At 71.4% G+C, this 23,297-nt stretch carries 25 protein-coding genes; 5 read left to right on the forward strand and 20 right to left on the reverse strand.

Annotated elements, in window-relative coordinates:
- The first annotated feature begins 24 nt into the window (after positions 1-24).
- The gene (locus J5X75_RS02340; RefSeq protein ID WP_208465500.1) at positions 25-2,568 is read left to right on the forward strand and encodes an FtsK/SpoIIIE domain-containing protein; all 2,544 of its coding nucleotides are present in this window, start codon (positions 25-27) and stop codon (positions 2,566-2,568) included.
- Positions 2,555-3,310 carry a hypothetical protein gene (locus tag J5X75_RS02345; protein ID WP_208465501.1) on the forward strand — a complete coding sequence of 252 codons (756 nt, stop codon included), beginning with the start codon at positions 2,555-2,557 and terminating at the stop codon, positions 3,308-3,310. The genes J5X75_RS02340 and J5X75_RS02345 overlap by 14 nt, the downstream gene beginning before the upstream one ends.
- A 363-nt stretch (positions 3,311-3,673) precedes the next feature.
- Here J5X75_RS02345 and J5X75_RS02350 read toward each other — a convergent pair whose 3' ends face one another.
- Positions 3,674-4,522 carry a 3-hydroxyacyl-CoA dehydrogenase family protein gene (locus J5X75_RS02350; protein WP_208465502.1) on the reverse strand — a complete coding sequence of 283 codons (849 nt, stop codon included), beginning with the start codon at positions 4,520-4,522 and terminating at the stop codon, positions 3,674-3,676.
- 110 nt (positions 4,523-4,632) lie between these two features.
- On the opposite strand from J5X75_RS02350, the gene J5X75_RS02355 reads away from it, so the two are divergent.
- A complete protein-coding gene (locus J5X75_RS02355; RefSeq protein ID WP_208465503.1) occupies positions 4,633-4,983 on the forward strand; it encodes a hypothetical protein in 351 nt (116 codons plus the stop codon).
- Here J5X75_RS02355 and murA read toward each other — a convergent pair.
- Positions 4,980-6,269, reverse strand: coding sequence for a UDP-N-acetylglucosamine 1-carboxyvinyltransferase (murA, locus tag J5X75_RS02360; RefSeq protein ID WP_208465689.1), 1,290 nt, complete (start codon positions 6,267-6,269; stop codon positions 4,980-4,982). The genes J5X75_RS02355 and murA overlap by 4 nt on opposite strands.
- A 41-nt stretch (positions 6,270-6,310) precedes the next feature.
- Between murA and J5X75_RS02365 the strand changes: the two genes are divergently transcribed.
- On the forward strand, positions 6,311-6,889 hold the full coding sequence (locus tag J5X75_RS02365; RefSeq protein ID WP_208465505.1) for a cob(I)yrinic acid a,c-diamide adenosyltransferase: 579 nt from the start codon (positions 6,311-6,313) through the stop codon (positions 6,887-6,889).
- Here J5X75_RS02365 and J5X75_RS02370 read toward each other — a convergent pair.
- From J5X75_RS02370 to glyA, 14 genes are all read right to left on the reverse strand, one after another.
- Positions 6,876-7,694: a PhzF family phenazine biosynthesis protein gene (locus tag J5X75_RS02370; RefSeq protein ID WP_208465507.1), complete on the reverse strand. Its 819-nt coding sequence runs from the start codon at positions 7,692-7,694 to the stop codon at positions 6,876-6,878. The two genes, J5X75_RS02365 and J5X75_RS02370, sit on opposite strands and share 14 nt — an antisense overlap.
- Before the next feature lie 38 nt (positions 7,695-7,732).
- On the reverse strand, positions 7,733-8,200 hold the full coding sequence (locus J5X75_RS02375; protein ID WP_208465508.1) for a DUF2550 domain-containing protein: 468 nt from the start codon (positions 8,198-8,200) through the stop codon (positions 7,733-7,735).
- 8 nt (positions 8,201-8,208) lie between these two features.
- On the reverse strand, positions 8,209-8,490 hold the full coding sequence (locus J5X75_RS02380; protein WP_208465509.1) for a F0F1 ATP synthase subunit epsilon: 282 nt from the start codon (positions 8,488-8,490) through the stop codon (positions 8,209-8,211).
- Between the two features lie 82 nt (positions 8,491-8,572).
- The gene (locus tag J5X75_RS02385) at positions 8,573-9,700 is read right to left on the reverse strand and encodes an LCP family protein (protein WP_443607007.1); all 1,128 of its coding nucleotides are present in this window, start codon (positions 9,698-9,700) and stop codon (positions 8,573-8,575) included.
- A 175-nt stretch (positions 9,701-9,875) separates the two neighbouring features.
- Positions 9,876-11,318: a F0F1 ATP synthase subunit beta gene (atpD, locus tag J5X75_RS02390; RefSeq protein WP_238487119.1), complete on the reverse strand. Its 1,443-nt coding sequence runs from the start codon at positions 11,316-11,318 to the stop codon at positions 9,876-9,878.
- A complete protein-coding gene (locus J5X75_RS02395) occupies positions 11,318-12,247 on the reverse strand; it encodes a F0F1 ATP synthase subunit gamma (RefSeq protein WP_208465511.1) in 930 nt (309 codons plus the stop codon). The genes atpD and J5X75_RS02395 overlap by 1 nt, the downstream gene beginning before the upstream one ends.
- Before the next feature lie 2 nt (positions 12,248-12,249).
- On the reverse strand, positions 12,250-13,815 hold the full coding sequence (gene atpA / locus J5X75_RS02400; RefSeq protein ID WP_208465512.1) for a F0F1 ATP synthase subunit alpha: 1,566 nt from the start codon (positions 13,813-13,815) through the stop codon (positions 12,250-12,252).
- Between the two features lie 75 nt (positions 13,816-13,890).
- A complete protein-coding gene (locus J5X75_RS02405; RefSeq protein ID WP_208465513.1) occupies positions 13,891-14,712 on the reverse strand; it encodes a F0F1 ATP synthase subunit delta in 822 nt (273 codons plus the stop codon).
- Positions 14,712-15,245: a F0F1 ATP synthase subunit B gene (locus J5X75_RS02410; protein ID WP_208465693.1), complete on the reverse strand. Its 534-nt coding sequence runs from the start codon at positions 15,243-15,245 to the stop codon at positions 14,712-14,714. Before J5X75_RS02410 ends, J5X75_RS02405 begins: the two co-directional genes overlap by 1 nt.
- Positions 15,246-15,274: 29 nt before the next feature.
- A complete protein-coding gene (locus J5X75_RS02415; protein WP_208465514.1) occupies positions 15,275-15,508 on the reverse strand; it encodes an ATP synthase F0 subunit C in 234 nt (77 codons plus the stop codon).
- 73 nt (positions 15,509-15,581) lie between these two features.
- Positions 15,582-16,376: a F0F1 ATP synthase subunit A gene (gene atpB / locus J5X75_RS02420; RefSeq protein ID WP_208465516.1), complete on the reverse strand. Its 795-nt coding sequence runs from the start codon at positions 16,374-16,376 to the stop codon at positions 15,582-15,584.
- Between the two features lie 15 nt (positions 16,377-16,391).
- Positions 16,392-16,628: an AtpZ/AtpI family protein gene (locus J5X75_RS02425; protein WP_208465517.1), complete on the reverse strand. Its 237-nt coding sequence runs from the start codon at positions 16,626-16,628 to the stop codon at positions 16,392-16,394.
- A 210-nt stretch (positions 16,629-16,838) separates the two neighbouring features.
- Complete coding sequence (locus tag J5X75_RS02430) at positions 16,839-17,240, reverse strand: hypothetical protein (protein WP_372450828.1); 402 nt, start codon at positions 17,238-17,240, stop codon at positions 16,839-16,841.
- 115 nt (positions 17,241-17,355) lie between these two features.
- Positions 17,356-18,657, reverse strand: coding sequence for a serine hydroxymethyltransferase (gene glyA / locus J5X75_RS02435; protein ID WP_208465518.1), 1,302 nt, complete (start codon positions 18,655-18,657; stop codon positions 17,356-17,358).
- A gap of 81 nt (positions 18,658-18,738) precedes the next feature.
- Between glyA and J5X75_RS02440 the strand changes: the two genes are divergently transcribed.
- Complete coding sequence (locus tag J5X75_RS02440; protein WP_208465519.1) at positions 18,739-20,190, forward strand: SDR family oxidoreductase; 1,452 nt, start codon at positions 18,739-18,741, stop codon at positions 20,188-20,190.
- A 6-nt stretch (positions 20,191-20,196) separates the two neighbouring features.
- Here J5X75_RS02440 and J5X75_RS45840 read toward each other — a convergent pair whose 3' ends face one another.
- Genes J5X75_RS45840 through prmC form a run of 4 tightly spaced genes read right to left on the reverse strand, consistent with a single transcriptional unit; the run spans position 20,197 to position 23,295 of the window.
- Complete coding sequence (locus J5X75_RS45840) at positions 20,197-21,144, reverse strand: L-threonylcarbamoyladenylate synthase (RefSeq protein ID WP_208465520.1); 948 nt, start codon at positions 21,142-21,144, stop codon at positions 20,197-20,199.
- Positions 21,141-21,737, reverse strand: a complete 597-nt coding sequence (locus J5X75_RS02450) for an arsenate reductase/protein-tyrosine-phosphatase family protein (protein WP_208465521.1) — start codon at positions 21,735-21,737, stop codon at positions 21,141-21,143. Before J5X75_RS02450 ends, J5X75_RS45840 begins: the two co-directional genes overlap by 4 nt.
- Position 21,738: 1 nt before the next feature.
- Positions 21,739-22,383: an L-threonylcarbamoyladenylate synthase gene (locus J5X75_RS02455; protein ID WP_208465696.1), complete on the reverse strand. Its 645-nt coding sequence runs from the start codon at positions 22,381-22,383 to the stop codon at positions 21,739-21,741.
- 24 nt (positions 22,384-22,407) lie between these two features.
- The gene (prmC, locus tag J5X75_RS02460; RefSeq protein ID WP_208465523.1) at positions 22,408-23,295 is read right to left on the reverse strand and encodes a peptide chain release factor N(5)-glutamine methyltransferase; all 888 of its coding nucleotides are present in this window, start codon (positions 23,293-23,295) and stop codon (positions 22,408-22,410) included.
- Positions 23,296-23,297: the final 2 nt, after the last annotated feature.

A 23,297-nucleotide genomic window follows, 5' to 3' on the forward strand; every position in this document is an offset into this window, starting at 1 on the left:
CCACCATGGACGCCGGGGTAACGCGTGGGTAGCCACCGCAACGCGCTGGTCGCCGCGATCCGGCAGGAGCTCGCCGAGGCGCGGGGCACCGCCCGTGCCGTCCTGGCGGCCGCCGAGTCGGCCCGGGGCGAGGCGCAGCAGCGGCGACAGCTGGTCCGGGAGGCGTACGCCACCTGCCTGAGCCGCCTCGCCGAAGCCCGGGAGGCGACCCGCGCCGACATCGAGGACCGCTACCGCGGCGAGGCCGCCCGCCTCGCCGGGCACCTGCGCGGGCTGGCCACGGTCAGCGCCACCGGGGCGGCCGGGGCGCCGTGGAAACTCTGGGCGCCCAGCGAGCCCCCACCCGGCCGGTCACCCGGCCTGCTGCGGATCGGCACCATCAGCTTCGACGGGACGGCCTCGCTGCCCGGCCTCGTCCCGCTGCTCGACGTGGCGCACCTGCACCTGAGCGGGCCGCCCGCGATCCTGGACGAGGTGATCACCGGGCTGCTGCTGCGGGCCCTCGGCAGCACCCGGCCCGGCGAGGTCGAGCTGACCGTCTACGACCCGGAGCGCCTGGGCGGCACGCTGGGCGCGTTCGCGCCGCTCGGGCCACGGATCGTCGGGCCGGGCGGGCTGACGGCGCTGCTCGACGAGACGGTCGAGCACATCTGCTCGGTGGCCGTACGCGAATCCTGGCGCCTCGTGGTCCTGCTCGCCGACCGGGCCACCACCGAGGAGATGACCCGGGCGCAACGGGCCCAACTGGACCGCATCGTGCGTACCGGGGTGGGCCGAGGGGTGCACCTGGTGGTCCGCGGACTGGAACTGGAGGACCATCCGTCGGTCGAACGGATCGCGGTCCGGGACCGGGTCGCCACCTGCGGCTCGCTGGGCCGGCTGGAGGTCCAGCTGGACCCGCCGCCACCCACCGAACGGGTCGCCGCGTTCTGCCGGGAGACCGCCGAGCGGCTGTGCGAGGGCCCGCCCCCGGCCCGGCTCGCCGACCTGGAGCCGGCCCGCACCTGGGCCGAGTCCTCCCGGTACGGCCTGATCGCCCCGATCGGCGACAGCACCGACAGCTGTCTGGTCGAGGTGCCGCTCGGCGACGACCCGCCGCACGCCCTGATCGGCGGCCCGGCCGAATCCGGCAAGACCAACCTGATCCACACCTGGCTGGGTTCGCTCGCCACCCGGTACGGCCCTGAGGAACTGGCCCTCTACCTGCTCGACTTCACCGACGGCGAATCCTTCGCCCGGTACGTTCCCGGCGCCCGCGACCCGAGCTGGCTCCCGCAGGTCCGGCTCGCCGGGGTGAACGTGTCCGGCGACCGCGAGTTCGGCCTGGCCATGCTCCGCCACCTCGGCGAGGAACTGCGCAGCCGGGCCCAGGCCGCCAAACGTCACGACACCGACCGGCTGTCCGGGCTGCGCGGCGCCGACCCGGACGGGCACTGGCCCCGGATCGTCGCGGTGATCGACGAGTTCCCGGCCCTCCTCGGCGGCCGCGACGGACTCGCCGACGAGGCCGCCGAACTGCTCGAGGACCTCGCCCGGCGCGGCCCCGCACAGGGCATCCACCTGATCCTGGCCTGCCAGGAGGTGTCCGGCATCCAGGTGCTGTGGGGCCGTCCCGGGCTGATCGCCCAGTTCACCCTGCGGATCGCCCTGCCCAAGGCGCGGCGGGTCCTGGCCGACGACAACCTGGCCGCGTCGGTCATCCCCCGCCATCACGCCGTCGTGAACCCCGAATCCGGCCTGGCCGGCGCGAACCGGGTGGTGCGGCTGCCGGACGCCGGAGACCGGACCGCGTGGCGGGCCGTCCAGCGCCGGCTGTGGCGGTCCCGGCCCTCCGGGTGCGAGGAGCCGCGGCTCTTCGACGGCAACGCGGTGCCGCGACTGCCGTCGGCGTACCGGCCGTCCGGGCGGGTGCCGTCCGCCGACGCACCGGTCGGATCCTCACCGGGCGCGGTGCTCGGCGAGCGGATCGACGTGGCCGCCCGCCCGGCACGGCTGCGCCTGGGCCGGATGCCCGGCCGCAACCTGGCGGTCCTCGGCACCCGGACGGACGAGGCCTGCGACGTCCTGGCGGCCGCCGCGCTGTCGCTGGCCGCCCAGGGGCCGGCCCACTTCAGCATCGTCTGCCTGGAACCGGCCGCCGAGCGGGCCGCCGCCCGGCTGGTCGCCGAACTGCCGGCCGCCGACTGGTACGACTCCTCGGACGTCCACTTCGGCCCACCCGCCTCCGACGTGCCCCGCTACGTGATCGGCTACGGGCTGGACGCGGCCGGGCCACCGCACCGGCCGGCCCTGCGCACGCTGCTCACCGACGGCCCCGAACAGCGGATCCACGTGCTCGGCTGGTGGCGGGGCGCCGGCCGGCTCCGGGACGACCTGGCCGGCCGGTTCGACCCGATCGGCGCGTGGGTGGCGCTCGACGTCCACGGCTCCGAACTCGCGGCGCTCCACCCGCAGCCGGGCGGCCCGGCCTGGTACCCACGCCCCCGCCGGGCCCTCTTCTTCGACCGCTCGGTGCACCGCACGCCCGAGGTGATCATCCCGTACGAGGTGAACAGTGACCACACGTGACCGCCAGCCGCTCGGCCGGGACTACCAGCTCATGGTGAGCGCGCTCGCCGACGTGACCCGCCGCCGCGACGCCGAGGTGGCCGAAGCCGAACAGGCCTACCAGGACAGCGCCGCCCGGGCCGCCGGCGAACTCGCCCGCGCCGAGAGCGACGCCCTGGCCGCCGACCGCTGGGCCGGCGCCGCCGCCGCACAGGTCCTCGACGTCGACCGGGAAGCCGGCCGCCTCTGGGAACAACTCCGCCGCGCCGGCGGCCTGCGGGTCCGCGCCCTCGGCGAACTCCCCGAACCCGCTCCGGTCGAGGCCATGCCCCGGATCGCCTTGCAACGCCGCCCGGAACCCGGCGAGGACGTGGTCGCGCCCGGCCGCCAGTCCCCGCGGGTCCTGCTGTCCCGGGCGGCCGACCGCATCGACGTCACGATCCGCCCCGCCGGCAACGGCACCCTGCCCCGCTGGGTGCTTCCGCTGCTCCCGCTGGCCGGCGGGCTCGTCGCCGCCCTCACCGGCCTGATCGCGGCCGGTCTGGTCACCTTCGGCGACACGGTCATGTGGGGTGGCCCGGTGATCCGTGGCCTCGGCTGGCTCACCTTCCTGGTGGCGCCGTCCGCGGGTGTCCCGCTGGTCGCCTACACGGCACACAGCCGCCTGCACGCCCGCCTCGACATCGGCGGCATCGGCCTCACCCTGCTGGGCGGCATGGTCGCCGCCACGGCCCTCTCCCTGGCCTTCGCTAGCAGAGCTTAATGGCTCCGCTTCGCTCCGCGGCAAAACGCCTTGTAACCGGTGTCGAGGCAGGTGATTTCCCGCCGCCAGCAAACCCCGCTGGCGTCGGCAAATCAGCTGCCTCGACACCGGCGGCGTTTTGCGGGAGTGCTCAGTGCACCGCCGTTCAGCTCAGGTGACCGCTGCACCGCTGGCTGGGGGCGGCCCGCCCGGCCGGCGGCGGGGTGCGGCCTGGAGTGGCAGGCGGCCGGCCGCGGTAGCCGCCGGAGGCGGGGTTCGGTCCACCTGCGGTTGTGGGAGGTGTGGGCGTACCGGAAATGGTTTGAGGACGAACGCGAGCGTGCCGGGCCCCGCTCAGCGGGACCCGGCACATGATCAGCCAGCTCAGTAGGAGTAGAAACCCTTGCCGGTTTTGCGGCCCAGGTCGCCGGCCTGGACCATGCGCTGGAGCAGCTCCGGCGGGAAGAACTTCTCGTCGGCGGTGTCGCGGTAGATGTTGCTCGCCGCGTTCAGCATGACGTCGAGACCGGTGAGGTCGACGGTGGCGAGCGGGCCCATCGCGTGACCGAAACCGAGCTTCATGACGGTGTCCAGGTCGGCCGCGGAGACGACGCCCGACTCGACCAGCTTGATCGCCTCGACGAGGATCGCCGAGAAGAGCCGGTTGGAGACGAAGCCGGCGACGTCGCGCTTGACCTCGACGCAGGTCTTGCCGACCTCCTCGGCGTAGGCCCGCGCGGCCGCGAGGGTCTCGTCCGAGGTCTGGTAGCCGCGAACCAGCTCGACCAGCCGCATCATCGGGACCGGCGAGAAGAAATGGATGCCGACGACCGATTCCGGCCGGCTGGTGACGGTGGCGATCTGGGTGATCGGGATGGCCGAGGTGTTGGTGCCGAGGATCGCGCCGGCCTTGCAGATCTTGTCGAGGGCCTTGAAGACCTCGTGCTTGGCCTCGATCTTCTCGTAGATGGCCTCGACCACGACGTCGGCGTCGGCGGCCGCGTCCAGATCGGTGGTGGGCGTGATCCGGGCGAGGGTGGCCTCCACGTCCGCCTCGGCGATCTTGCCCTTGGCCGCGAACCGGCTCAGCGAGTCCCGGATCGCGGACATGCCGCGGTTGAGCGAGGCGTCGTCGACATCCCGCATGGTGACCTGCCACCCGGCCTGCGCCGAGACCTGGGCGATGCCGGAACCCATCAATCCGGAACCGATGACCGCTAGACGACCCGCCATGCTCACTCCTTCGTTAGCGCCGAGGCGCCGACAGCTTAACGCAGGTTCAGCACCGCCTCCGATCAGGGCGAATCCCGGAATACCGGGAATCGCGATGCCAGACTGTGTGTATGGCCACGAGCGATGGCTGGTACCTCATCGGACCGTTGATCGCCTTCGGACTGGTCGGCTTCCTCGGCGCGGTGTTCTGGCGTATGGGCCTGCAGCCCACCGGCTCCCCCGGAGGACCGGGCCGGGAGGGGTACGCGGACGGCCTGGCGATCTTCGGCGAGCGGGACGACTACGGCCTGCTCTTCCCGGCCGCCGTGACCGAACACCCGGAGGTGGCCGACGAGATCCGGCGGCTGCTGGCCGATGCCGGCATCCGTGCCACCACGGCGATCCGGCGCGACGGGCGGGTGAGCATCCTCGTCTTCTGCGAAGAGGTGGAGGAGGCCCGCCGGCTGGTCGGCTCGGTCTAGAAGTCGAAGGTCGGCTCCGGCACGTCGGTACGCTCCACCTCGACGCCCAGCCGGGCCAGGTCGGCCACGAAGTCCGGATAGCCACGGTCGATGTGGTGCACCTCGCCCACCTCGGTCACCCCGTCCGCGCAGAGCCCGGCGATGACCAGCCCCGCCCCGGCCCGGATGTCGGTGGCGCGGACCGGCGCCCCGGAGAGCCGGTCGCGGCCGTTGACGACGGCGTGGTGCCCGTCGGTACGGATGTCCGCCCCCAACCGCACCATCTCGTTCACGAACATGAACCGGCCGTCGAAGATGTTCTCGGTGATCAGCGAGGAGCCCTCGGCCACCGAGGCCAGGCCCAGCGCCATCGGCAGCAGGTCGGTCGCGAACCCCGGGTAGGGCAGCGTCACGATGTCGACGCCGCGCGGCCGCTCACTGGTCCGCACGCGGAAGCTGTTCTCCCCCGGCTCGATGGTCGCGCCCGCGGTAGCCAGCTTGTCCAGCGCGATGTCCAGGAACTCCGGCCGCACCCCCTGCACGGTCACGTCGCCACGGGTCATCACCGCCGCGTACGCCCACGTGCCGCCGACGATCCGGTCGCCGACCGTGGTGTGCCGGACCGGCTTCAGCGGACCCGGCACGCCCTCGATCACCAGCGTGGACGTGCCGGCGCCCTCGATCCGGGCGCCCATCGCGTTGAGCATCTCGCAGATGTCGACGATCTCCGGCTCCCGGGCCGCGTTGTCGATCTCGGTGACGCCCTTGGCCAGAACCGCGGCCATCAGGATGTTCTCGGTGGCGCCGACGCTCGGGAAGTCCAGCCAGATCTTGGCGCCGCGCAGGCCGCCGGGCGCCGACGCGATCACGAAGCCGTGCTCGCCGGAGATCTCCGCGCCCATCCGGGCCAGGCCGGAGACGTGCATGTCCAGGCCACGGGACCCGATCATGTCGCCGCCGGGCAGGGCGACCCGCACATAACCCCGGCGGGCCAGCAGCGGGCCGAGCACGCAGATCGACGCGCGCAGCCGCCGGACCAGGTCGTAGTCGGCCTCGCTGCCCGGCTCGGCGGGCACGTCGATGACCGCCTCGGTGCCGTCCAGCGTGACGTCGCAGCCGAGCCGGCGGAGCACCTCGGCCATGATCGCTATGTCGGTGATCCGGGGAACGTTCGCCACCACGCTGCGCCCCTCGGCCAGCAGCGCGACCGCCATCAGTTTGAGCGCCGAGTTCTTCGCGCCGCCCACCATGACGTCTCCGGCGAGGCGAGCCCCACCCTTCACCCTGATCACATCCACGCGGGCAATCGTAGGAGCCGTAGCCCAACCGCGCCTCGTAGGGTGGGGCCATGGCTGTGCATCTCACCCGCATCTACACCCGGGCCGGCGACGCCGGACAGACCCGGCTGGTCAACAACGAGCTCGCGCCGAAGACCGCGCCACGGATCGCCGCCTACGCGGACGCCGACGAGTGCAATGCCGCGGTGGGCGTGGCGCTTGCGCTCGGTGAGCTGCCCGAGGACGTACGAGCGGTGCTGTCCGCGATCCAGAACGACCTCTTCGACCTGGGCGCCGACCTGGGCAACCCGGTGGCCGAGAATCCGCCGTACCCTCCACTGCGGATCACCGAGGCGTACGTGACACGCCTGGAGGGGTGGTGCGACGAGTTCAACGAGCGCCTCGCCCCGCTGGACAGTTTCATCCTCCCGGGCGGCACGCCGGGGGCGGCTCTGCTGCACGTCGCGCGGACGGTGGCCCGCCGCGCCGAACGTACCGCCTGGGCCCTCTACGAGCAGGAGCCCGACCGCACCTCGGACCTGCCGCTGAAATACCTGAACCGCCTCTCCGACCTGCTCTTCATCCTCAGCCGGGTGGCGAACCCGTCCGGCGACGTCAAGTGGGTCCCCGGCGGCGTCAACGCCCGGTGACGGGCTCCCCGGCCTGAAGGGTGCCGTCGATGGTGGTCACCGCGTGGCCGCTGAGCAGGGTGCGGTCGCCGCGCAGGGCGACCCGCACCGTGCCGCCGCGCCGGGAGGCCTGGTAGCCGGTCAGCTCGGTGCGGCCGAGGCGGGCCGCCCAGAACGGGGCCAGGGCGGTGTGCGCGCTGCCGGTGACCGGGTCCTCGTCGACGCCGACGGCCGGGGCGAAGAAGCGGGACACGAAGTCGTGGCCCGGTTCGCCGGACGCGGCCGTGACGATGACGCCGCGACGGCTCAGCCGGGCCACCGCCCCCAGGTCGGGGGCCACCGCCCGGACGGTCTTCTCGTCGGCGACCTGGACCAGCAGATCGTCCGTGTTGGGCCCGGTGTGGTGCACCGAGACGATCTCGGCGCCGAGGGCGGTGGCGAGCTCCGGGTCGATCGGGCGTTCCGCGAGCGGGGCGGTCGGGAAGTCGAGGGTGATCAGACCGTCCGGAGTCCGTACGGCGGTGAGGATGCCGCTGCGGGTCCGGTAACGGATCGGGGTGGCCGGGTCGATCACGTGGCTGATCGCCAGGGTGGCGTGCCCGCACAGGTCGACCTCGACGGCCGGGGTGAACCAGCGCAGCGCCCAGTCGGCGTCCGACCCGGGCGGCAGCGGGTGCGCGAAGGCTGTCTCGGCGTGGTTGACCTCGGCGGCGATCCGGAGCAACCACTCATCGGACGGGAAGGGCCCTTCGGGCAGCAGCAGCACCCCGGCGGGCGCGCCGGTGAAGGGACGGTCGGTGAAGGCGTCGACGATTCGGATCCGCATGGGTTGAAGCTATGCGATGTGCCGGCCGCGGTGGGGGCTCAGCTCTCCATCGGGCGGGGGCCGAAGACCGTGCGGCCGCGGAGGCTGCCCGGATCGCGGGGCGGGCCCGCCTCGAGCCAGGACAGGAAACCGGTCACCGTGGTCTCCGCCATGGCGATCTCCACGTCGGCCTCCGGTGTCCGGCAGCGCAGGACCACCCAGTGCGCCGGCATGGTCAGGCGCTCCGGGCCGGCCGGCACGCGCCGATCCTCCACGGTGAGGGCCCGCCGGTCGAGCACCCGCTTGGGGCGGATCGCCAGGCTGAACATGCGGTGGAACCGGAGCTCGTCGCCGACGAACTGGCCGAGGCCGGGCGACCAGCCCCGGCCGGGCACCATCGTGTTGATGCGCACCTGGACGCGAATGGTCCCGCCGCCGACCATGAGCAGGCGGCGGCGGAAGAAGATGGCGAAGAGGAGCGCGAGCAGCGCGACGACGCAGATCCCGGAGGCTTCCAGAATCCGCATCGCCGGTGTCAGTGCGACTCGGGGGTGGCGGGCACGGCGCTCTCGGCGAGCACCGTCACACCGTTGGCGTCGATGGAGAGGAAGCCACCGGCCACGTCGTAGGTCAGCTGCTCACCACCGGCGAGCTTGACCCGGACCTGGGAGGGCTCCTTCAGCAGGCCCAGCAGCGGCGAGTGGCCGGGGAGCACACCGATCTCACCCTCGGTGGTGCGCGCGACGAGCATCTCGGCCTCGCCGGACCAGACCTTCTCCTCGACGGCGACGACCTCGACGTGCAGCTGGTTGGCCACGCTGTCTCCCTTTGACGCTGCGATTGAAGTTCGGGTGAAGTCTAATCGGCGGCGAACGCCGACGTGGTACGGGGTGGCCAGGTCAACTCTCGCCGGCCACGTATTCCGGATGATCAAGGAGGAAGGCGCCGATCCGGTCCTCCTGGACCGCCTGGAAGAACTCCTCGGCGGACGGATCCAGCTGCTCGCCGAGGTACCTCCCGCCGGAGTAGAGGCCGCCACCGGGCAGCTTGATCAGCGTCATGTCGTCGGTGTCGATGCCCTGGAGGGCCAGCCCCCAGTCGACGACGCTGTGGCCGCCGCCGTCGAAGGTGAGCGAGTCACCGGCCGCGTCCAGCACCTTGAACAGCTTGGTGGGATCGGTCACCACGTCCTTGCTCATCGCCTGCTCGGCCATCGCCTTGATGAACTGCTGCTGGTGCCGCTGCCGGTCGTAGTCACCGTTGGGCAGCCCGTAGCGCTGGCGGACGTAGTCCAGCGCCTCCCACGCCTCGAGGTGGTGGGTGCCCTTCTCGTAGACCTTCCGCGGACCGGTGTACGGATGGTCGCAGCCACCGTTGCGGCAGGCCGCGCTCTTGGGCCGGGGCGTGCCGTCGGGCTGGAGGTGCTCGGACTCGACGGTCTGGTCGATCGTCATGGTGACGCCGCCCATGGCCTCGACGATCTTCTTGAAGCCGCCGAAGTTGATGATCGCGCCGGCGTCGAAGTCGTGGATCCCGGTGACGTCGCCGACCGTCTCGGCGAGCAGCTGGAAGCCCTGCCCCACGTCGTGCCGGCCGGTGCCGGTGTCGCTGCCGAACGACATCGCCGAATTGATCTTCGCGGTGGTCCCGTTGAAGCCGGTCTGGGAGAAGGCCGGGATCCGCACGAACAGATCCCGGGGGATGGAGAAGAGGAACGCCTGGTCCATCGTCTCCGGGATGTGCGCCACGATGATCGAGTCGGAGCGCGGGGCCTGCGAGTCGTCGCGCGGGTCGATGCCGGCGAGCAGGATGTCGAGCGGGCCCTCGATGTCGGCCGATCTCCTGGTGGCGCCGGGAGCCGGATCGCCGATCAGGGTGCCGGGCGCGTCGATGCCGTTGGTGTACCTGGCGATCAGGGCCTGCCCGGAGACCAGCACGCCACCGCTCACGACCATCAGCACGCAGCCGGCCCCGGCGGAGAGCCGGGCCCACAGCGGCGCACGCCGACCCTGGAAAGACTTCGCCACGGGAATCCCAACTCTGCCGGGCGATCCACGCGTCCCCGGCACGGCCGGGTGATCTCTGGATGCGCGGCCCAGCATACCCGCGCCACCTGACGACGGCCGGGATCCGGAGATACCCGGAGAGCGCGAAGGGCCGCGCCGGCATGTGCCGGCGCGACCCCACAGCGTACGGGCTGGATCAGCCCTTCATCAGCTCGTGCGCGTTCTTCTCGAGGTCCTCGAGGCCACCGCACATGAAGAAGGCCTGCTCCGGGTAGTTGTCGTACTCACCCTCGGCGATCTTCTTGAAGGCCTCGATGGTCTCCTTGAGCGGGACCGTCGAGCCGGGAACGCCGGTGAACTGCTCCGCCGCGTAGGTGTTCTGCGACAGGAACCGCTCGATACGACGGGCCCGGGCGACCGTGACCTTGTCCTCCTCGGAGAGCTCGTCCATACCGAGGATGGCGATGATGTCCTGCAGGTCCTTGTACTTCTGGAGGATCCGCTGGACCTCGCGGGCGACCGCGTAGTGCTCGGCGCCGACGAACTCGGGCGCGAGGATCCGCGAGCTGGAGGCCAGCGGGTCCACAGCCGGGTAGATGCCCTTGTCGGAGATCGACCGCTCGAGGTTGGTGGTCGCGTCCAGGTGGGCGAACGTGGTGGCCGGCGCCGGGTCGGTGTAGTCGTCGGCGGGCACGTAGATCGCCTGGAGCGAGGTGATGGCCTTGCCCCGGACCGAGGTGATCCGCTCCTGGAGCTCACCCATCTCGTCCGCCAGGGTGGGCTGGTAACCCACGGCCGACGGCATACGGCCGAGCAGGGTGGAGACCTCGGAACCGGCCTGCGTGAACCGGAAGATGTTGTCGATGAAGAGCAGCACCTCCTGGTTCTGGACGTCCCGGAAGTACTCCGCCATGGTGAGGGCGGTCAGGGCGACCCGCAGACGGGTGCCCGGCGGCTCGTCCATCTGGCCGAAGACGAGGGCGGTCTTGTCGAGAACGCCACCCTCCTCCATCTCCAGGATGAGGTCGTTGCCCTCACGGGTGCGCTCGCCGACGCCGGCGAACACCGAGGTGCCACCGAAGTTACGGGCAACCCGGATGATCATCTCCTGGATGAGCACCGTCTTGCCCACGCCCGCGCCGCCGAACAGGCCGATCTTGCCACCACGCACGTACGGCGCGAGCAGGTCGAGCACCTTGATGCCGGTCTCCAGCATCTCGGTCTTCGGCTCGAGGTCCGCGAACGCCGGGGGCTTGCGGTGGATGGCCCAGCGCTCCTGGACGTCCAGCGTCGACGGGTCGACGTTGAGCACCTCGCCGAGGGCGTTGAACACGTGGCCCTTGGTCACGTCACCGACCGGCACCGAGATCGGCGCGCCGGTGTCGCTGACCTCGGCGCCCCGGATGAGGCCGTCGGTCGGCTGCATCGAGATGGCACGGAGCAGGTTGTCACCCAGGTGCTGGGCGACCTCCATGGTCAGCTTCTTCGTGCCGCCGGAGAGGGTGACCTCAACGTGCAGCGCGTTGAAGATGGCCGGCATGGCGTCACGGGGAAACTCGACGTCGACGACCGGGCCGATGACCCGGACGACGCGGCCGACAGCGGTCTCCGCCTTGGTGGGCTCAGCTACAGCAGTCATCACACATCACTTCCCGCCGCGGCCAGCGCGTTGGCGCCGCCGACGATCTCACTGATTTCCTGGGTGATCGCAGCCTGCCGCGCGGAGTTCATCTCGCGCGTGTACCGCTTGAGGAGGTCGTCGGCGTTGTCCGACGCGCTCTTCATCGCCCGACGGCGCGAGGCCGACTCACTGGCCGCCGAGTCCAGCAACGCCGCGTAGAGACGCGTGTTGAGGTACTTCGGCAGCAGCGCGTCGAGCAGCTCGTCCGCCTCCGGCTCGAATTCGTAGGCCGCCTTGAGCTCGGAGGACTTCTCCTCCTGCTGCTCGACCTGCACCGGCGCGAGAGGCTTCGCGTTGGCGGTCTGCGTCATCAGAGACTTGAACTCGGTGCTCACGATGTGCAGCTCGTCGACGCCCTCGATGTTCTCCGGGCCGAACGTGCCGTCCGTGCCGGAACCGGCCTCGAACGCCTCGATCAGGGCGTCGCCGATGCGCTTGGCGTCGGCGAACGACGGGCGCTCGGAGAAGCCGGTCCAGCTCGCGGCCACCGGCCGGTTGCGGAACTTGTAGTACCCGACGCCCTTGCGGCCCACGACGTACAGCACCACGTCCTTGCCCTCCGCCTTCAGCTGAGTGATCAGCTGCTCGGCGGTGCGGATGGCGTTGGCGTTGTAGGCGCCGGCCAGGCCCCGGTCACTGGTGATCAGCAGGACACCCGCCCGCTGGACGCGCTCACGCGCGACCAGCAGGGGGTTGTCGACCGAAGCGTTGGTCGCCAGGGCGCCCAGGACCTTGGTGATCGCCTCCGCGTACGGCCGGGAGGCGTTCACCCGCTCCTGCGCCTTGGCGATCCGGCTGGTGGCGACCAGCTCCTGAGCCTTGGCGATCTTCTTGGTCGACTTGACGGTTCGGATACGCCGCCGCAGCGCCTGTACCTGACCGGCCATGACTAGCTACCGCTCTCGGTCGAGCCGCTCTGGAAGACCTTCTTGAACTCGACGACACCGGCCTTCAGGCTCTCGATGTTGTCGTCGCTCAGCAGGTTGGTCGACTCGATCGCGGTGTAGACCTCGCTGTTGTGCTGCTTGAACCACTGCAGGAACTCCTGCTCGAAGCGGCGCACGTCAGCAACCGGGATGTCGTCGAGCTGCCCGGTGGTGCCGGACCAGATCGAGATGACCTGGTCGACCGTCGAGTACGGCGAGTACTGCGGCTGCTTGAGCAGCTCGACCAGGCGGACGCCCTTCTCGAGCTGAGCACGCGAGGCGCGGTCCAGGTCGGAGGCGAAGGCCGAGAAGGCCTCCAGCTCACGGAACTGGGCCAGGTCGAGACGCAGCCGGCCGGAGACCGAGCGCATCGCCTTGACCTGGGCGGAACCACCGACGCGGGAGACCGAGGTACCGACGTTGATGGCCGGGCGCACACCCGAGGCGAACAGGTCCGTCTCGAGGAAGATCTGGCCGTCGGTGATCGAGATCACGTTGGTCGGGATGTAGGCCGAGATGTCGTTGGCCTTGGTCTCGATGATCGGCAGACCGGTCATCGAGCCGCCACCCAGCTCGTTGGAGAGCTTGGCGCAGCGCTCCAGCAGCCGGGAGTGCAGGTAGAAGACGTCACCCGGGTACGCCTCACGGCCCGGCGGGCGGCGCAGCAGCAGCGACACGGCACGGTACGCCTCGGCCTGCTTCGTCAGGTCGTCGAAGACGATCAGGACGTGCTTGCCGTTGTACATCCAGTGCTGGCCGATGGAGGAGCCGGTGTACGGGGCGATGTACTTGAAGCCGGCCGGGTCGGACGCGGGCGCGGCGACGATGGTCGTGTACTGCAGCGCGCCCTGCGCCTCCAGGGTGCCCCGGATGCTGGCGATGGTGGAGGCCTTCTGGCCGATCGCCACGTAGATGCAGCGGACCTGCTTCTCCGGGTCGCCGGAGTCCCAGTTCGCCTTCTGGTTGATGATCGTGTCGATCGCGACCGTGGTCTTACCGGTCTTACGGTCGCCGATGATCAGCTGGCGCTGGCCACGGCCGATCGGCGTCATGGCGTCGATCGCCTTGATGCCGGTCTGCAGCGGCTGCTTCACCGGCTGCCGCGCCATCACGTTCGGCGCCTGCAGCTCCAGCTCACGGAAGCCTTCGTTGGCGATCTCGCCGAGGCCGTCGATCGGGTTGCCCAGGGCGTCGACCACGCGGCCCAGGAAGGCGTCGCCCACCGGGACCGAGAGGACACGGCCGGTGCGCTTGACCGGCTGGCCCTCCTCGATGTTCGCGTAGTCACCCAGGATCACGGCGCCGATCTCGCGGACGTCGAGGTTCAGGGCGACGCCCAGCGTGCCGTCCGCGAACTCCAGCAGTTCGTTCGCCATCGTCGAGGGCAGACCCTCGACGTGCGCGATGCCGTCGCCGGCGTCGGAGACGATGCCGACCTCTTCACGCGTGAGATCGGACGACGTGGCGGACGAGACGTAGCGCTCTAGCGCCCCCCGGATCTCGTCCGAGGAGATGGTCAGCTCGGCCATCCTCTGCCTTCTCTGTCTAGCTCGGGACGTCACCGCCGCCGAGGGGGCTTCTCGATGGGAATCGAGGGGAAAGGACTATTTAGCGAACGCCTGCTTGGCCTGGTTCAGCTTGCGCAGGACCGTGCCGTCGTAGAGGTCGGAACCGACCCGGACGCTGACACCACCGAGAACCGACGGGTCCACGTCCACCTTCAGCGAGACCTCACGGCCGTAGAGGGCGGACAACTTCGCGGCCAGGGACTGCTCGTCGGCGTCGGTGAGCGGCTTGGCGACCGTCACATACGCCACCTCGCGGTCCCGCTTCGCGGCGGTCACCTCGACGAGCCGGGTCAGCGAGGCCTGGAAGCCACGACCACCGAAGCCGGTCAGCGCCACCTCGGCCAGGCGGCCGGTGACACCGTGCACCTTGCCCTTGAGCAAGTCCTGCACCAGCTTAACCCGCGGCTCGACCGGCGCACCGGCGTCACTAAGAGTGACGGCCAGCTGCGAGTCACCCGACACGATCTGGCCGAACCGGAACAGCTCGTCCTCGACGTCGGCCAGCTTGCCCTCGCGGTCCGCCGAGGCGAGCAGGGCGTCCACGCCCAGCCGCTCGGCGGCGTCGAGGAGCTCGGACGGACGGGAGAAGCGGCCGGCCACCAGGGCGGCCACCGCGTTCACCGTGGTCTCCGACACCTTGCCGGCGAGCAGCGAGCGCAGCAGGCCGGCACGGTCGGAACCGGGCCGGGACGGGTCGGTCAGCGCCCGGCGCAGCCGGGGCTGGGCCCGCAGCAGGCCGGCCACCGACAGGATCTCGTCGGCGACCGTCGCCAGCTGCGGGGCCGTGGCCGCCGCCGTGTTCGCGGCGAGCTGGTCCGACGCCTCGCCGTAGGCCTCGCGGCTTACGCTCGACGCCATCAGCGCTGTCCCGCCGTGTCGAGGTCGGCGATGAACCGCTCGACGGTGCCACGGGTGCGCGCCTCGTCGGCGAGAGCCTCACCGACGATCTTGCTGGCCAGGTCGACCGCGAGCGTGCCGACCTCGGACCGGAGCTCCCGGACGATGGCCTCGCGCTGGGCGGTCAGCTGCTCGTTGCCGGCCGCGATGATGCGGTCCGACTCCTCGCGAGCCTTGGCCAGCACGTCCTGCCGGATGCCCTCGGCGTCGGCCCGGGCCTCGTCGCGGATGCGAGCGGCCTCGGTCCGCGCCTCGGCGAGCTGCGCCTTGTACTGCTCGAGCAGCTGGTTCGCCTCGGCCTGCGCGGTCTCGGCACGCTTGATGCCGCCCTCGATCGCGTCGACGCGAGCCTTGAACGTCTTCTCCATCTGCGGGAAGACGAACTTCATGAGCACGAAGCAGAGCACCGCGAAAGCGACGGTGCCGACGACCATCTCCTGCCAGACAGGGATGATCGGGCTGTGCTCGGCACCCTCGGCCAGAATCACTTCGATCATGGAAACCTCCTAGTCGAGGTCGAAGATCAGACGTTGCCGGCCCAGATGAAGCCGAACGCGATGCCCAGCAGGGCCAGGGCCTCGATGACGGCGAAGCCGATCCAGACGTACGGCAGGGTCAGACGGGACGACTCGGGCTGACGGGCGGTCGCCTGGATGTAAGCCGAGAAGACCAGACCAACACCGATGCCGGGGCCGATCGCAGCGAGACCGTAACCGATGGCGGCGGTGCTGCCCTCAACGGCGGCGACAAGGTCCATTGCTAATTCCTCCTGGTATCTCGCGTGACTGTCACGCGGGACGACAACGGGGTGTTACTCGTTCGGTACTTGCTCAGTGCTCGTCGGCGAGCGCGCCCTGGACGTAGCTCGCGGTCAGCACCGTGAAGACGTAGGCCTGGAGGCAGATCACCAGGAACTCGAGCATGGTCAGCGCGATGGTGAGTGCCCAGGACAGGACCGAGACGGGCGCCAGCCAGGCGTTCGCGCTGATCATCGCGAAGCCGCCGAGCGTGAAGACGAGCAGCAGCATGTGACCGGCGAACATGTTGGCGAACAGACGGACGGCCAGCGAGAACGGCCGGACGATGAAGTTCGAGAACAGCTCGATCGGGATCAGCAGCGGGAGGATGAACCACGGCGCCGGCGGGATCAAGGCGTGCTTGAAGTACTTGAAGAAGCCGTGGTGCCGGATGCCGACATAGATGAACATCACATAGCTGATCACCGCGAGAACCGCCGGGAAGGCGATGTGCGAGTTCGGCGACATCTGCACGAACGGCACGATGCCCCAGAAGTTGTTCAGCAGGATGAACATGAACAGCGTCGTGAGGTACGGCGCGAAGCGGACGCCGGCCGGGCCGATCATGTCGACCGCCACGTTGTTCCGTACGAAGCCGTAGACGCTCTCCGCGATCCACTGCCTCTTCGTCGGGACCAGCTGCGGCTTCCGGTACGCCGCCAGGAAGAACACGATCAGCAGGGCGACCGTGACCCAGACCAGCAGAGTGATCTTGGTGAACCAGTAATTGTCGTGAGCGCCCCACGGCAGGATGCTGGGCAGGTAGAAGTCCTCGACGCTCGGCGGGAACGGTACATCCGCTGCGAGGACGATCGACTGACCGGTCACCGTAGCCCTTTCCTGTCAGGCGCCGAGACGGCGCACGATGAGGTACACACCACCGGCGACGCCGAGAACCGCGCCGATGCCGGCGAAGATGCCCTCGGTTCCGGCGTAGTGGTCGACCAGCCAACCGATCCCGCCCCACACGAGAATGCCCGCGATGAGATAGGAGACCGCGGTCATGCCCATACCCGTGTCGGGGGGTGGGTCCGAACCGTTGTCACCGCGTGATTCGTGGGGAGGTTTCTGGCCGGTCATGACGGCCCGAACGATATCAGCAGGAAACACGAAGCTAAGCGGGACCCCCCGCACAACCGCAGTTGTCCAGGCGTCAGGGGTCTCGCAACTGACTGGACACGGTACTCCTGTCGCGCCAAATCGGAACACGGCACGTGCCAGGAGGTCACCGGATCGTGGCGGCTTGACCGTTTCCCACGGCCCTGACCTGGGCCTTTGCGGTGCCCTAGATCACTTTCGCGAGGTCCGCCGGTACATCCACCAGGCCTGCACGCCGGTCCAGACCACGACCCCGGCGACGATCCCGTATCCGAGGGGGAGACGTCCCGGCCAATCGGACGTCACCCCGAATGCCAGGATTACCCCTAACAAGGTGTATTTCACCACATAGGTGAGGAGCCCGAGGGGCATCAGCAAAGCCGGCCGCACCGTGTCCGCCCACGCGATCACCAGCGTGGACATGCTGTAGCTGACGGTCACGACCAGAACCCCGGCGGCCGCACCCAGGGCGGCCTCCGGTCCGCCGTACAGGAAACCGGCGGAGGCCGCGCAGAGCATCAGCGCCGCCGAGACCGCCGACAGGAACGGCAGGTGCTCCACCCGCCACCGCGGATCCGCCGCCACCTGATTCACCACGACCTCCCTCGGCGCCCGCTCACCGCATTCCGGCTCGATGGGCGGCGCCACGCTACCACCCACGTCACCTATGCGCCCCAAAACGCCCGTTCAGGGGACCGTTCCGGAATTCTTACCGGGAATTCGCCAGCAATTCGGCGTCGAGCGGATAGGGCGGGAAAGCGCCGACGATTTCCCCGACCTCGAGCGCCACGTCACGCAGCGCCGCCGCGCCGGCCGCGGTGTCCGGGTCGGCGGTCACGGCCCGGCCGATCAGACTGGCGATCCGCCGCATCTCACCCTCCCGCATCCCCTGCGAGGTGACGCTCGGCGTCCCGACCCGGACACCGGAGGCCACGGCGGGACGCTCCGGGTCGTACGGCACCGGGTTCTTGTTGAGCGCGATGCCGGCACGGGCGCAACGCGCCTCGGCGTCCCGGCCGGTCACGCCCAGCTCGCGCAGGTCCAGCACGGCCAGGTGGTTGTCGGTGCCGCCGGTGACCGGGCGCATCCCCTCGGCGGCGAGCCCGGCGCACAGCGCCCGCGCGTTGCGGACGGTCTGGTTCGCGTATCCCCGGAAGTCGGGTGTGCCCGCCTCCCGGAAGGCGACCGCCTTGGCCGCGACGGCGTGCATCATCGGGCCGCCCTGCGCGAACGGGAAGACCGCCTTGTCGATCCGCTGGGCCAGCTCGGCCCGGCACAGGATCATGCCGCCGCGGGGACCACGCAGCGCCTTGTGGGTGGTGCCGGTGACCACGTCGGCGAACGGCACCGGCGACGGTAGCGCCCGCCCGGCCACCAGGCCGATGAAGTGTGCCGCGTCGACCATCAGGTACGCGCCCACCTGGTCGGCGATCTCCCGGAACAGGGCGAAGTCGATCAGGCGGGGGTAGCTGGTGGCGCCACAGATGATCAGCTTGGGCCGGTGCGCCAGGGCCAGGTCGCGGACCTCGTCGTAGTCGATCTCCTCGGTCTCCGGCGCCACCCGGTACGCGATCGGATGGAACCACTTGCCGGAGAAGCTGGCCTTGCTGCCGTGGGTGAGATGCCCACCGTGCGGCAGCCCCATGGCCAGGACCACGTCACCCGGCTCGGCCAGCGCCGCGTAGGCCGCCAGGTTCGCCGACGTCCCGGAGTGCGGCTGGACGTTGGCGTGCTCGGCCACGAACAGGTCCAGGGCCCGCTCCACGGCGAGCCGCTCGGCCCGGTCCACCTGGCCGCAGCCGCCGTAGTAGCGCTGCCCGGGATAGCCCTCGGCGTACTTGTTGGCGAGGGTGGAGCCGAGCGCCGCGAGCACCGCCGGTGACGTGAAGCTCTCGCTCGCGATCAGCTGGAGCGTGTCCCGCTGGCGGGCCACCTCGTCGACGAGCACGTCGGCGATCTCCGGATCCTCGCGCTCCAGCGCCGCGAAGTCCGGCCCCCAGAAGGTGCTCACCCTGGCCTCCCGAGCTCGAGGAGCCTGCCCGTCCCGAGCATATTGCTTCGGAGGGTCGCTTCGTGGGCACACTCTGCAGTCATGTTGTGCTTGGTCACCGGAGCCACCGGATACATCGGCGGCCGGCTCGCACCCCGGCTGCTCGACGCCGGGTACGACGTCCGCTGCCTCGCCCGCAGCGCCGCCCGTCTGCGGGACGTCCCGTGGGCCGGCCGGGTGCGGATCGCCGAGGCCGACCTGTCCGACCCGGCCACCCTGCCGGCCGCGTTCGAGGGGGTCGACGTGGCCTACTTCCTGGTCCACTCGCTCGGGCGGCGGGACTTCGAGCGGCTCGACCGGGAGGCGGCCGGCAACTTCGCGGCGGCGGCGCGCGCGGCGGGCGTACGCCGGATCGTCTATCTCGGCGGCCCGGAGCCGCCCGCCCATAAGCGAGCTTCCGCTCACCTGCGCTCCCGGGCCGAGGTGGCCCGCATCCTGCTGGACAGCGGCGTGCCGACCGTGGTGCTGCGGGCGCCGGTGATCATCGGCTCCGGGTCGGCGTCCTTCGAGATGCTGCGCCATCTCACCGAACGGCTGCCGGCGATGGTCACGCCCCGGTGGGTGAGCAACCGGATCCAGCCCATCGCGGTACGGGACGTGCTGCGCTACCTGATCGGCGCGGCGGCCCTCCCGCCGGAGGTCAGCCGCGGCTTCGACATCGGCGGCGCCGACGTGCTCACCTACGCCGAGATGATGCAGCGGTACGCCCGGGTGGCCGGGCTCCCCCGCCGGATCATCCTGCCCACCCGGGTGCTCAGCCCATGGCTGTCCGCCCACTGGGTCGGCCTGATCACGCCGGTCCCGAACGCCATCGCCCGCCCGCTGGTGGCCAGCCTCGTCCACGAGGCGGTCGCCCACGAGAACGACCTGGCCGCCCTGCTGCCGGGCCCCGAACCGATGGGCTTCGACGAGGCGGTGCGCCGGGCCCTCGGCAAGATCCGCGACGCCGACGTGGAGACCCGCTGGTCCAGCGCCGCCGGCCGGGACGCCGCCGCCGAGCCGCTGCCCACCGACCCGGAGTGGTCCGGCGGCACCGTCTACGTCGACGAGCGGTCCCGCCCGGTGGACGCGCCGCCGGAACGGCTGTGGCGGGTCATCGAGGGCGTCGGCGGCGAGAACGGCTGGTACTCGTTCCCGCTGGCCTGGTCGGTGCGCGGCTGGCTGGACCGGCTGGCCGGCGGCGTCGGGCTGCGGCGCGGCCGGCGCGACCGGCACCGGCTCCGGGTCGGCGAGGCCCTGGACTGGTGGCGGGTCGAGGAGATCGAGCCCGGCTCGCTGCTGCGCCTGCGCGCCGAGATGCGGGTGCCGGGGCGGGCCTGGCTGGAGATGCGGGTGTCCCGCGGCGAGGACGGCCGGAGCGTCTACCGGCAGCGGGCCGTCTTCCTGCCGCGCGGGCTGGCCGGGCACCTCTACTGGGCGTCGGTGCTGCCCTTCCACGGCATCGTCTTCAACGGCATGGCCCGCAACATCACCCGGACCGCGGAGACCCGCTAGGCGGTGCTATGCCGCCGCGCGGCTCAGGCGATCGCGTACGGCCAGCCAGTCCTCGGTCTGCGGCGGCTCCTGCACCAGGATCGTCGCGACTCCGGCGTCGTCCAGGCGGTGCAGGGCGGCGTACAGGTCGGCGGCGTACTCGCGCGGGTCGGCGGAGAGGACCTCGGTGCCGTCGCTCCCCTCGTACACCAGGGTGGCGATCGGCTCGGCCAGGCCGGACCGGTCGACGTCCCGGACGTCCTTGCACAGGATGGCCCGGGCGCGCGGCGCGTAGTGCCGCCGGCTCATGCCCGGCGAGGGGCGCGCCACGCCGTCCGCGGTCTCCGACTCGGGCAGGGCGATCGTCCCGCAGGCGTCCCGCAGCATCCGCAGGCCGAGAGCGCCCGGCCGGAGCAGTCGCGGCACGTCGCCGGTCACGTCCAGGACCGTCGACTCGATGCCCCACGAGCAGGTGCCGCCGTCGAGGACCAGCGGAACGTCCGGCAGGCTGCGGACCACGTGACCGGCGGTGGTCGGTGAGATGCCCTCGGACCGGTTCGCGCTGGGCGCGGCCAGCGGCAGGCCGGAGGCGCGCAGCAGGTCGAGGGCGACCGGGTGGGCCGGGACCCGCACGGCGACGGTGTCGTTCGCGGCGCCGATGCCGGGCAGGCGCGCGGCCCGCCGCACGACCAGGGTCAGCGGACCCGGCCAGAACCGGGCGGCCAGCTCGTCCGCCCGCCCGGACCACTCGTCGGTCAGCTCGCGGGCCGCCGCCACGTCGGCGACGTGCACGATCAGCGGGTTCCAGGTGGGACGGTTCTTCAGCCGGTAGATCTCGGCGACCGCCCGCTCGGAGAAGGCGTGGGCGCCGAGCCCGTACACGGTCTCGGTGGGGAAGGCCACCACCGAGTCGGCGCGCAGGATCTCGACGGCCCGGCGCAGTCCCTCGGCGTCGGGCGCGACCACGACGCTCACGGGAGCAGCAACGCGGCGAGCGGCATGGTGGTGTCCTCGATCTCGTCGGCCACCCGCTGGAAGGTCTGGTCGCCACGGCCCCACGGGTCGTCCAGGTCGTCGGCGGGCTGCGGCGCGTCCGGTCCGCGCAGCGTCGCCACCTGCTCGACGATCGCCACACCGCGGGCGTGCACCGCCTCCGGCTTCGCCTCGGCCGGCGGCAGCCCTCCGGCGTCGACCGCGCCGAGCAGACGGCCGAACTCGCCCAGTACGAAGGTGCGGTCGGCCGCCTCGGGACGCAGCGCCACCACGTAGTCGTACTGGTCGGCGGTGGCCGTGAGGATCAGGTCGGCGTCGTCGATGAAGTCGCCGCGCAGCTTGCGGGCCTGGAAGTCCTCGTCGGTGCCGCGGCGGGCGCGGACCAGCCGGGCGGCCGGCGGGTTCATCTCCTCGCCCTCGTGCCAGCCGCCGGTGCCGGCGCTCACGCTGCGGATCAGCGTGTCGCCGTCGGCGTCGCCGGCCCGGTCCCGGACCGCCCGGGCCAGCAGGCGCTCGGCCATCGGGGAGCGGCAGATGTTGCCCATGCAGACGTGCAGAACGGTGAACGGAGGCAAATCAGGCCTGCCCATCGATGATGTCCGGAACCACGTCACGCAGCTTCTCGAGCGGGATGGCGCCGGCCCGCAGCACCCGGGGCAGATCGCCGGTGACGTCGACGATCGTGCTCGGCGCCGGGTCGGCGGCCGGGCCGGCCTCCAGGTAGACGCGAACCGTATACTCCAGCTGGTCGCGGGCCTCCTCGGCGGTCAGCGGCGCGGGCGAGCCGATCTTGTTGCCCGCGGTGACCGCCATCGGGCCGACCTCCCGCAGCACCTCCAGCGCCACCGGGTGCAGCGGCATCCGCACCGCCACCTGGCCGCCGGTGTCGCCGAGGTCCCAGGTGAGGCTGGGCGAGTGCTCCACGATGATGGTGAGCGCGCCGGGCCAGAACGCGTCGGCCAGCTCCCGGGCCGCGCGGGGCAGCGAATACACCAGGCCGTCCAGGGTGTGCCGCGAGCCGACCAGCACCGGCGGCGGCACCCGGCGGTCCGAGCCGCGGGCGTGGTGCAGCTGGTTGACGGCGTGCGGGGCGAACGCGTCGGCGCCCACGCCGTAGACCGTGTCGGTGGGGATCACCACGAGCTCGCCGCTCTTGGCCGCCTCGACCGCGGCGGCGATGCCACGGTCCCGGTCCGTGACGGTGGAACAGTCGTAGAGCATCACGGGATGCAGTCTGCCATGCGGCTAGGCGGTCTCCCACCGGCGGCGTGCGGTCGCGTAGCGGGGACGCTCGGTGAGATCGTCGTGCGCGGCCACCTCGGTGAAACGGCCGTCGGCGCGCAGCAGCGCGGGCACCGCCGCACCGTGCACGTCGTCGTGCTCGATCCCGACCGAGCCGCCCGGTTTGAGCAGGACCGCGGCCAGCTCGATCACCGGCCGGATCACGGTCAGCCCGTCGCCGCCGCCGAACACCGCCTCGGCCGGGTCGTGACCTTCGACCTCCGGCGGGACCGGGGTGCCGTCCGGCACGTACGGCGGGTTGCACAGCAGCACGTCCACCGCACCGTGCAGCTCGGACAGCAGCCCCGGGTCGGTGACGTCCCCGGCCACCACCTCGATCACCGGGTGGGCGGCGGTGTTGCGGCGCAGCCAGGTCAGCGCGGCCGGTGACCGTTCCACGGCGATCACCCGGCCGGCCTTCGTCTCGTCGGCGATCGCCACCGCGATGGCGCCGCTGCCGCTGCACAGGTCGACCACCACGGCGCCCGGGTCGGTCCGGGCCACCCCCCAGCCGGCCAGCAGCTCGGTCTCCGGGCGCGGCACGAAGACGCCGTCCCCGACGGCCAGCTCCACGTACCGGAACGCGGCCGTGCCGAGCAGATGCTGCAACGGGATCCGGCGGGCCCGATCGGCGACCAGCTCCCGGAACCGGTCCACCTCCACCGCCCGGATCGAGTCGATCAGCAGCAGGCGCCCGCGGGGCACCCCCAGCACGTGCGCGACCAGCAGCTCCGCGTCGACCCGTGGGGAGGAGACGCCGGCCGCCGCGAGCTCGGCGGTGGCCGCGGCCAGAACCGGAGCCAGACGGGTCCGATCCGTGCCTTCGCGGGGGTGTTCGTGTCGCGGTGTCACGG

This window comes from Actinoplanes flavus, from assembly GCF_017592555.1.
GTDB classification, from domain to species: domain Bacteria; phylum Actinomycetota; class Actinomycetes; order Mycobacteriales; family Micromonosporaceae; genus Actinoplanes; species Actinoplanes flavus.

Excerpts from the sequence above, each read along its gene's own strand:
- J5X75_RS02425 (WP_208465517.1), bottom strand. The coding sequence starts at position 16,628 with ATGACCGGCCAGAAACCTCCCCACGAATCACGCGGTGACAACGGTTCG.
- J5X75_RS02415 (WP_208465514.1), bottom strand. The coding sequence starts at position 15,508 with ATGGACCTTGTCGCCGCCGTTGAGGGCAGCACCGCCGCCATCGGTTAC.
- atpA (WP_208465512.1), bottom strand. The coding sequence starts at position 13,815 with ATGGCCGAGCTGACCATCTCCTCGGACGAGATCCGGGGGGCGCTAGAG.
- J5X75_RS02395 (WP_208465511.1), bottom strand. The coding sequence starts at position 12,247 with ATGGCCGGTCAGGTACAGGCGCTGCGGCGGCGTATCCGAACCGTCAAG.
- J5X75_RS02365 (WP_208465505.1), top strand. The coding sequence starts at position 6,311 with ATGGCTGTGCATCTCACCCGCATCTACACCCGGGCCGGCGACGCCGGA.
- atpD (WP_238487119.1), bottom strand. The coding sequence starts at position 11,318 with ATGACTGCTGTAGCTGAGCCCACCAAGGCGGAGACCGCTGTCGGCCGC.
- J5X75_RS02370 (WP_208465507.1), bottom strand. The coding sequence starts at position 7,694 with ATGCGGATCCGAATCGTCGACGCCTTCACCGACCGTCCCTTCACCGGC.
- J5X75_RS02440 (WP_208465519.1), top strand. The coding sequence starts at position 18,739 with ATGTTGTGCTTGGTCACCGGAGCCACCGGATACATCGGCGGCCGGCTC.
- J5X75_RS02455 (WP_208465696.1), bottom strand. The coding sequence starts at position 22,383 with ATGCTCTACGACTGTTCCACCGTCACGGACCGGGACCGTGGCATCGCC.
- J5X75_RS02350 (WP_208465502.1), bottom strand. The coding sequence starts at position 4,522 with ATGGCGGGTCGTCTAGCGGTCATCGGTTCCGGATTGATGGGTTCCGGC.
- J5X75_RS02375 (WP_208465508.1), bottom strand. The coding sequence starts at position 8,200 with ATGCGGATTCTGGAAGCCTCCGGGATCTGCGTCGTCGCGCTGCTCGCG.
- J5X75_RS02405 (WP_208465513.1), bottom strand. The coding sequence starts at position 14,712 with ATGGCGTCGAGCGTAAGCCGCGAGGCCTACGGCGAGGCGTCGGACCAG.
- J5X75_RS02355 (WP_208465503.1), top strand. The coding sequence starts at position 4,633 with ATGGCCACGAGCGATGGCTGGTACCTCATCGGACCGTTGATCGCCTTC.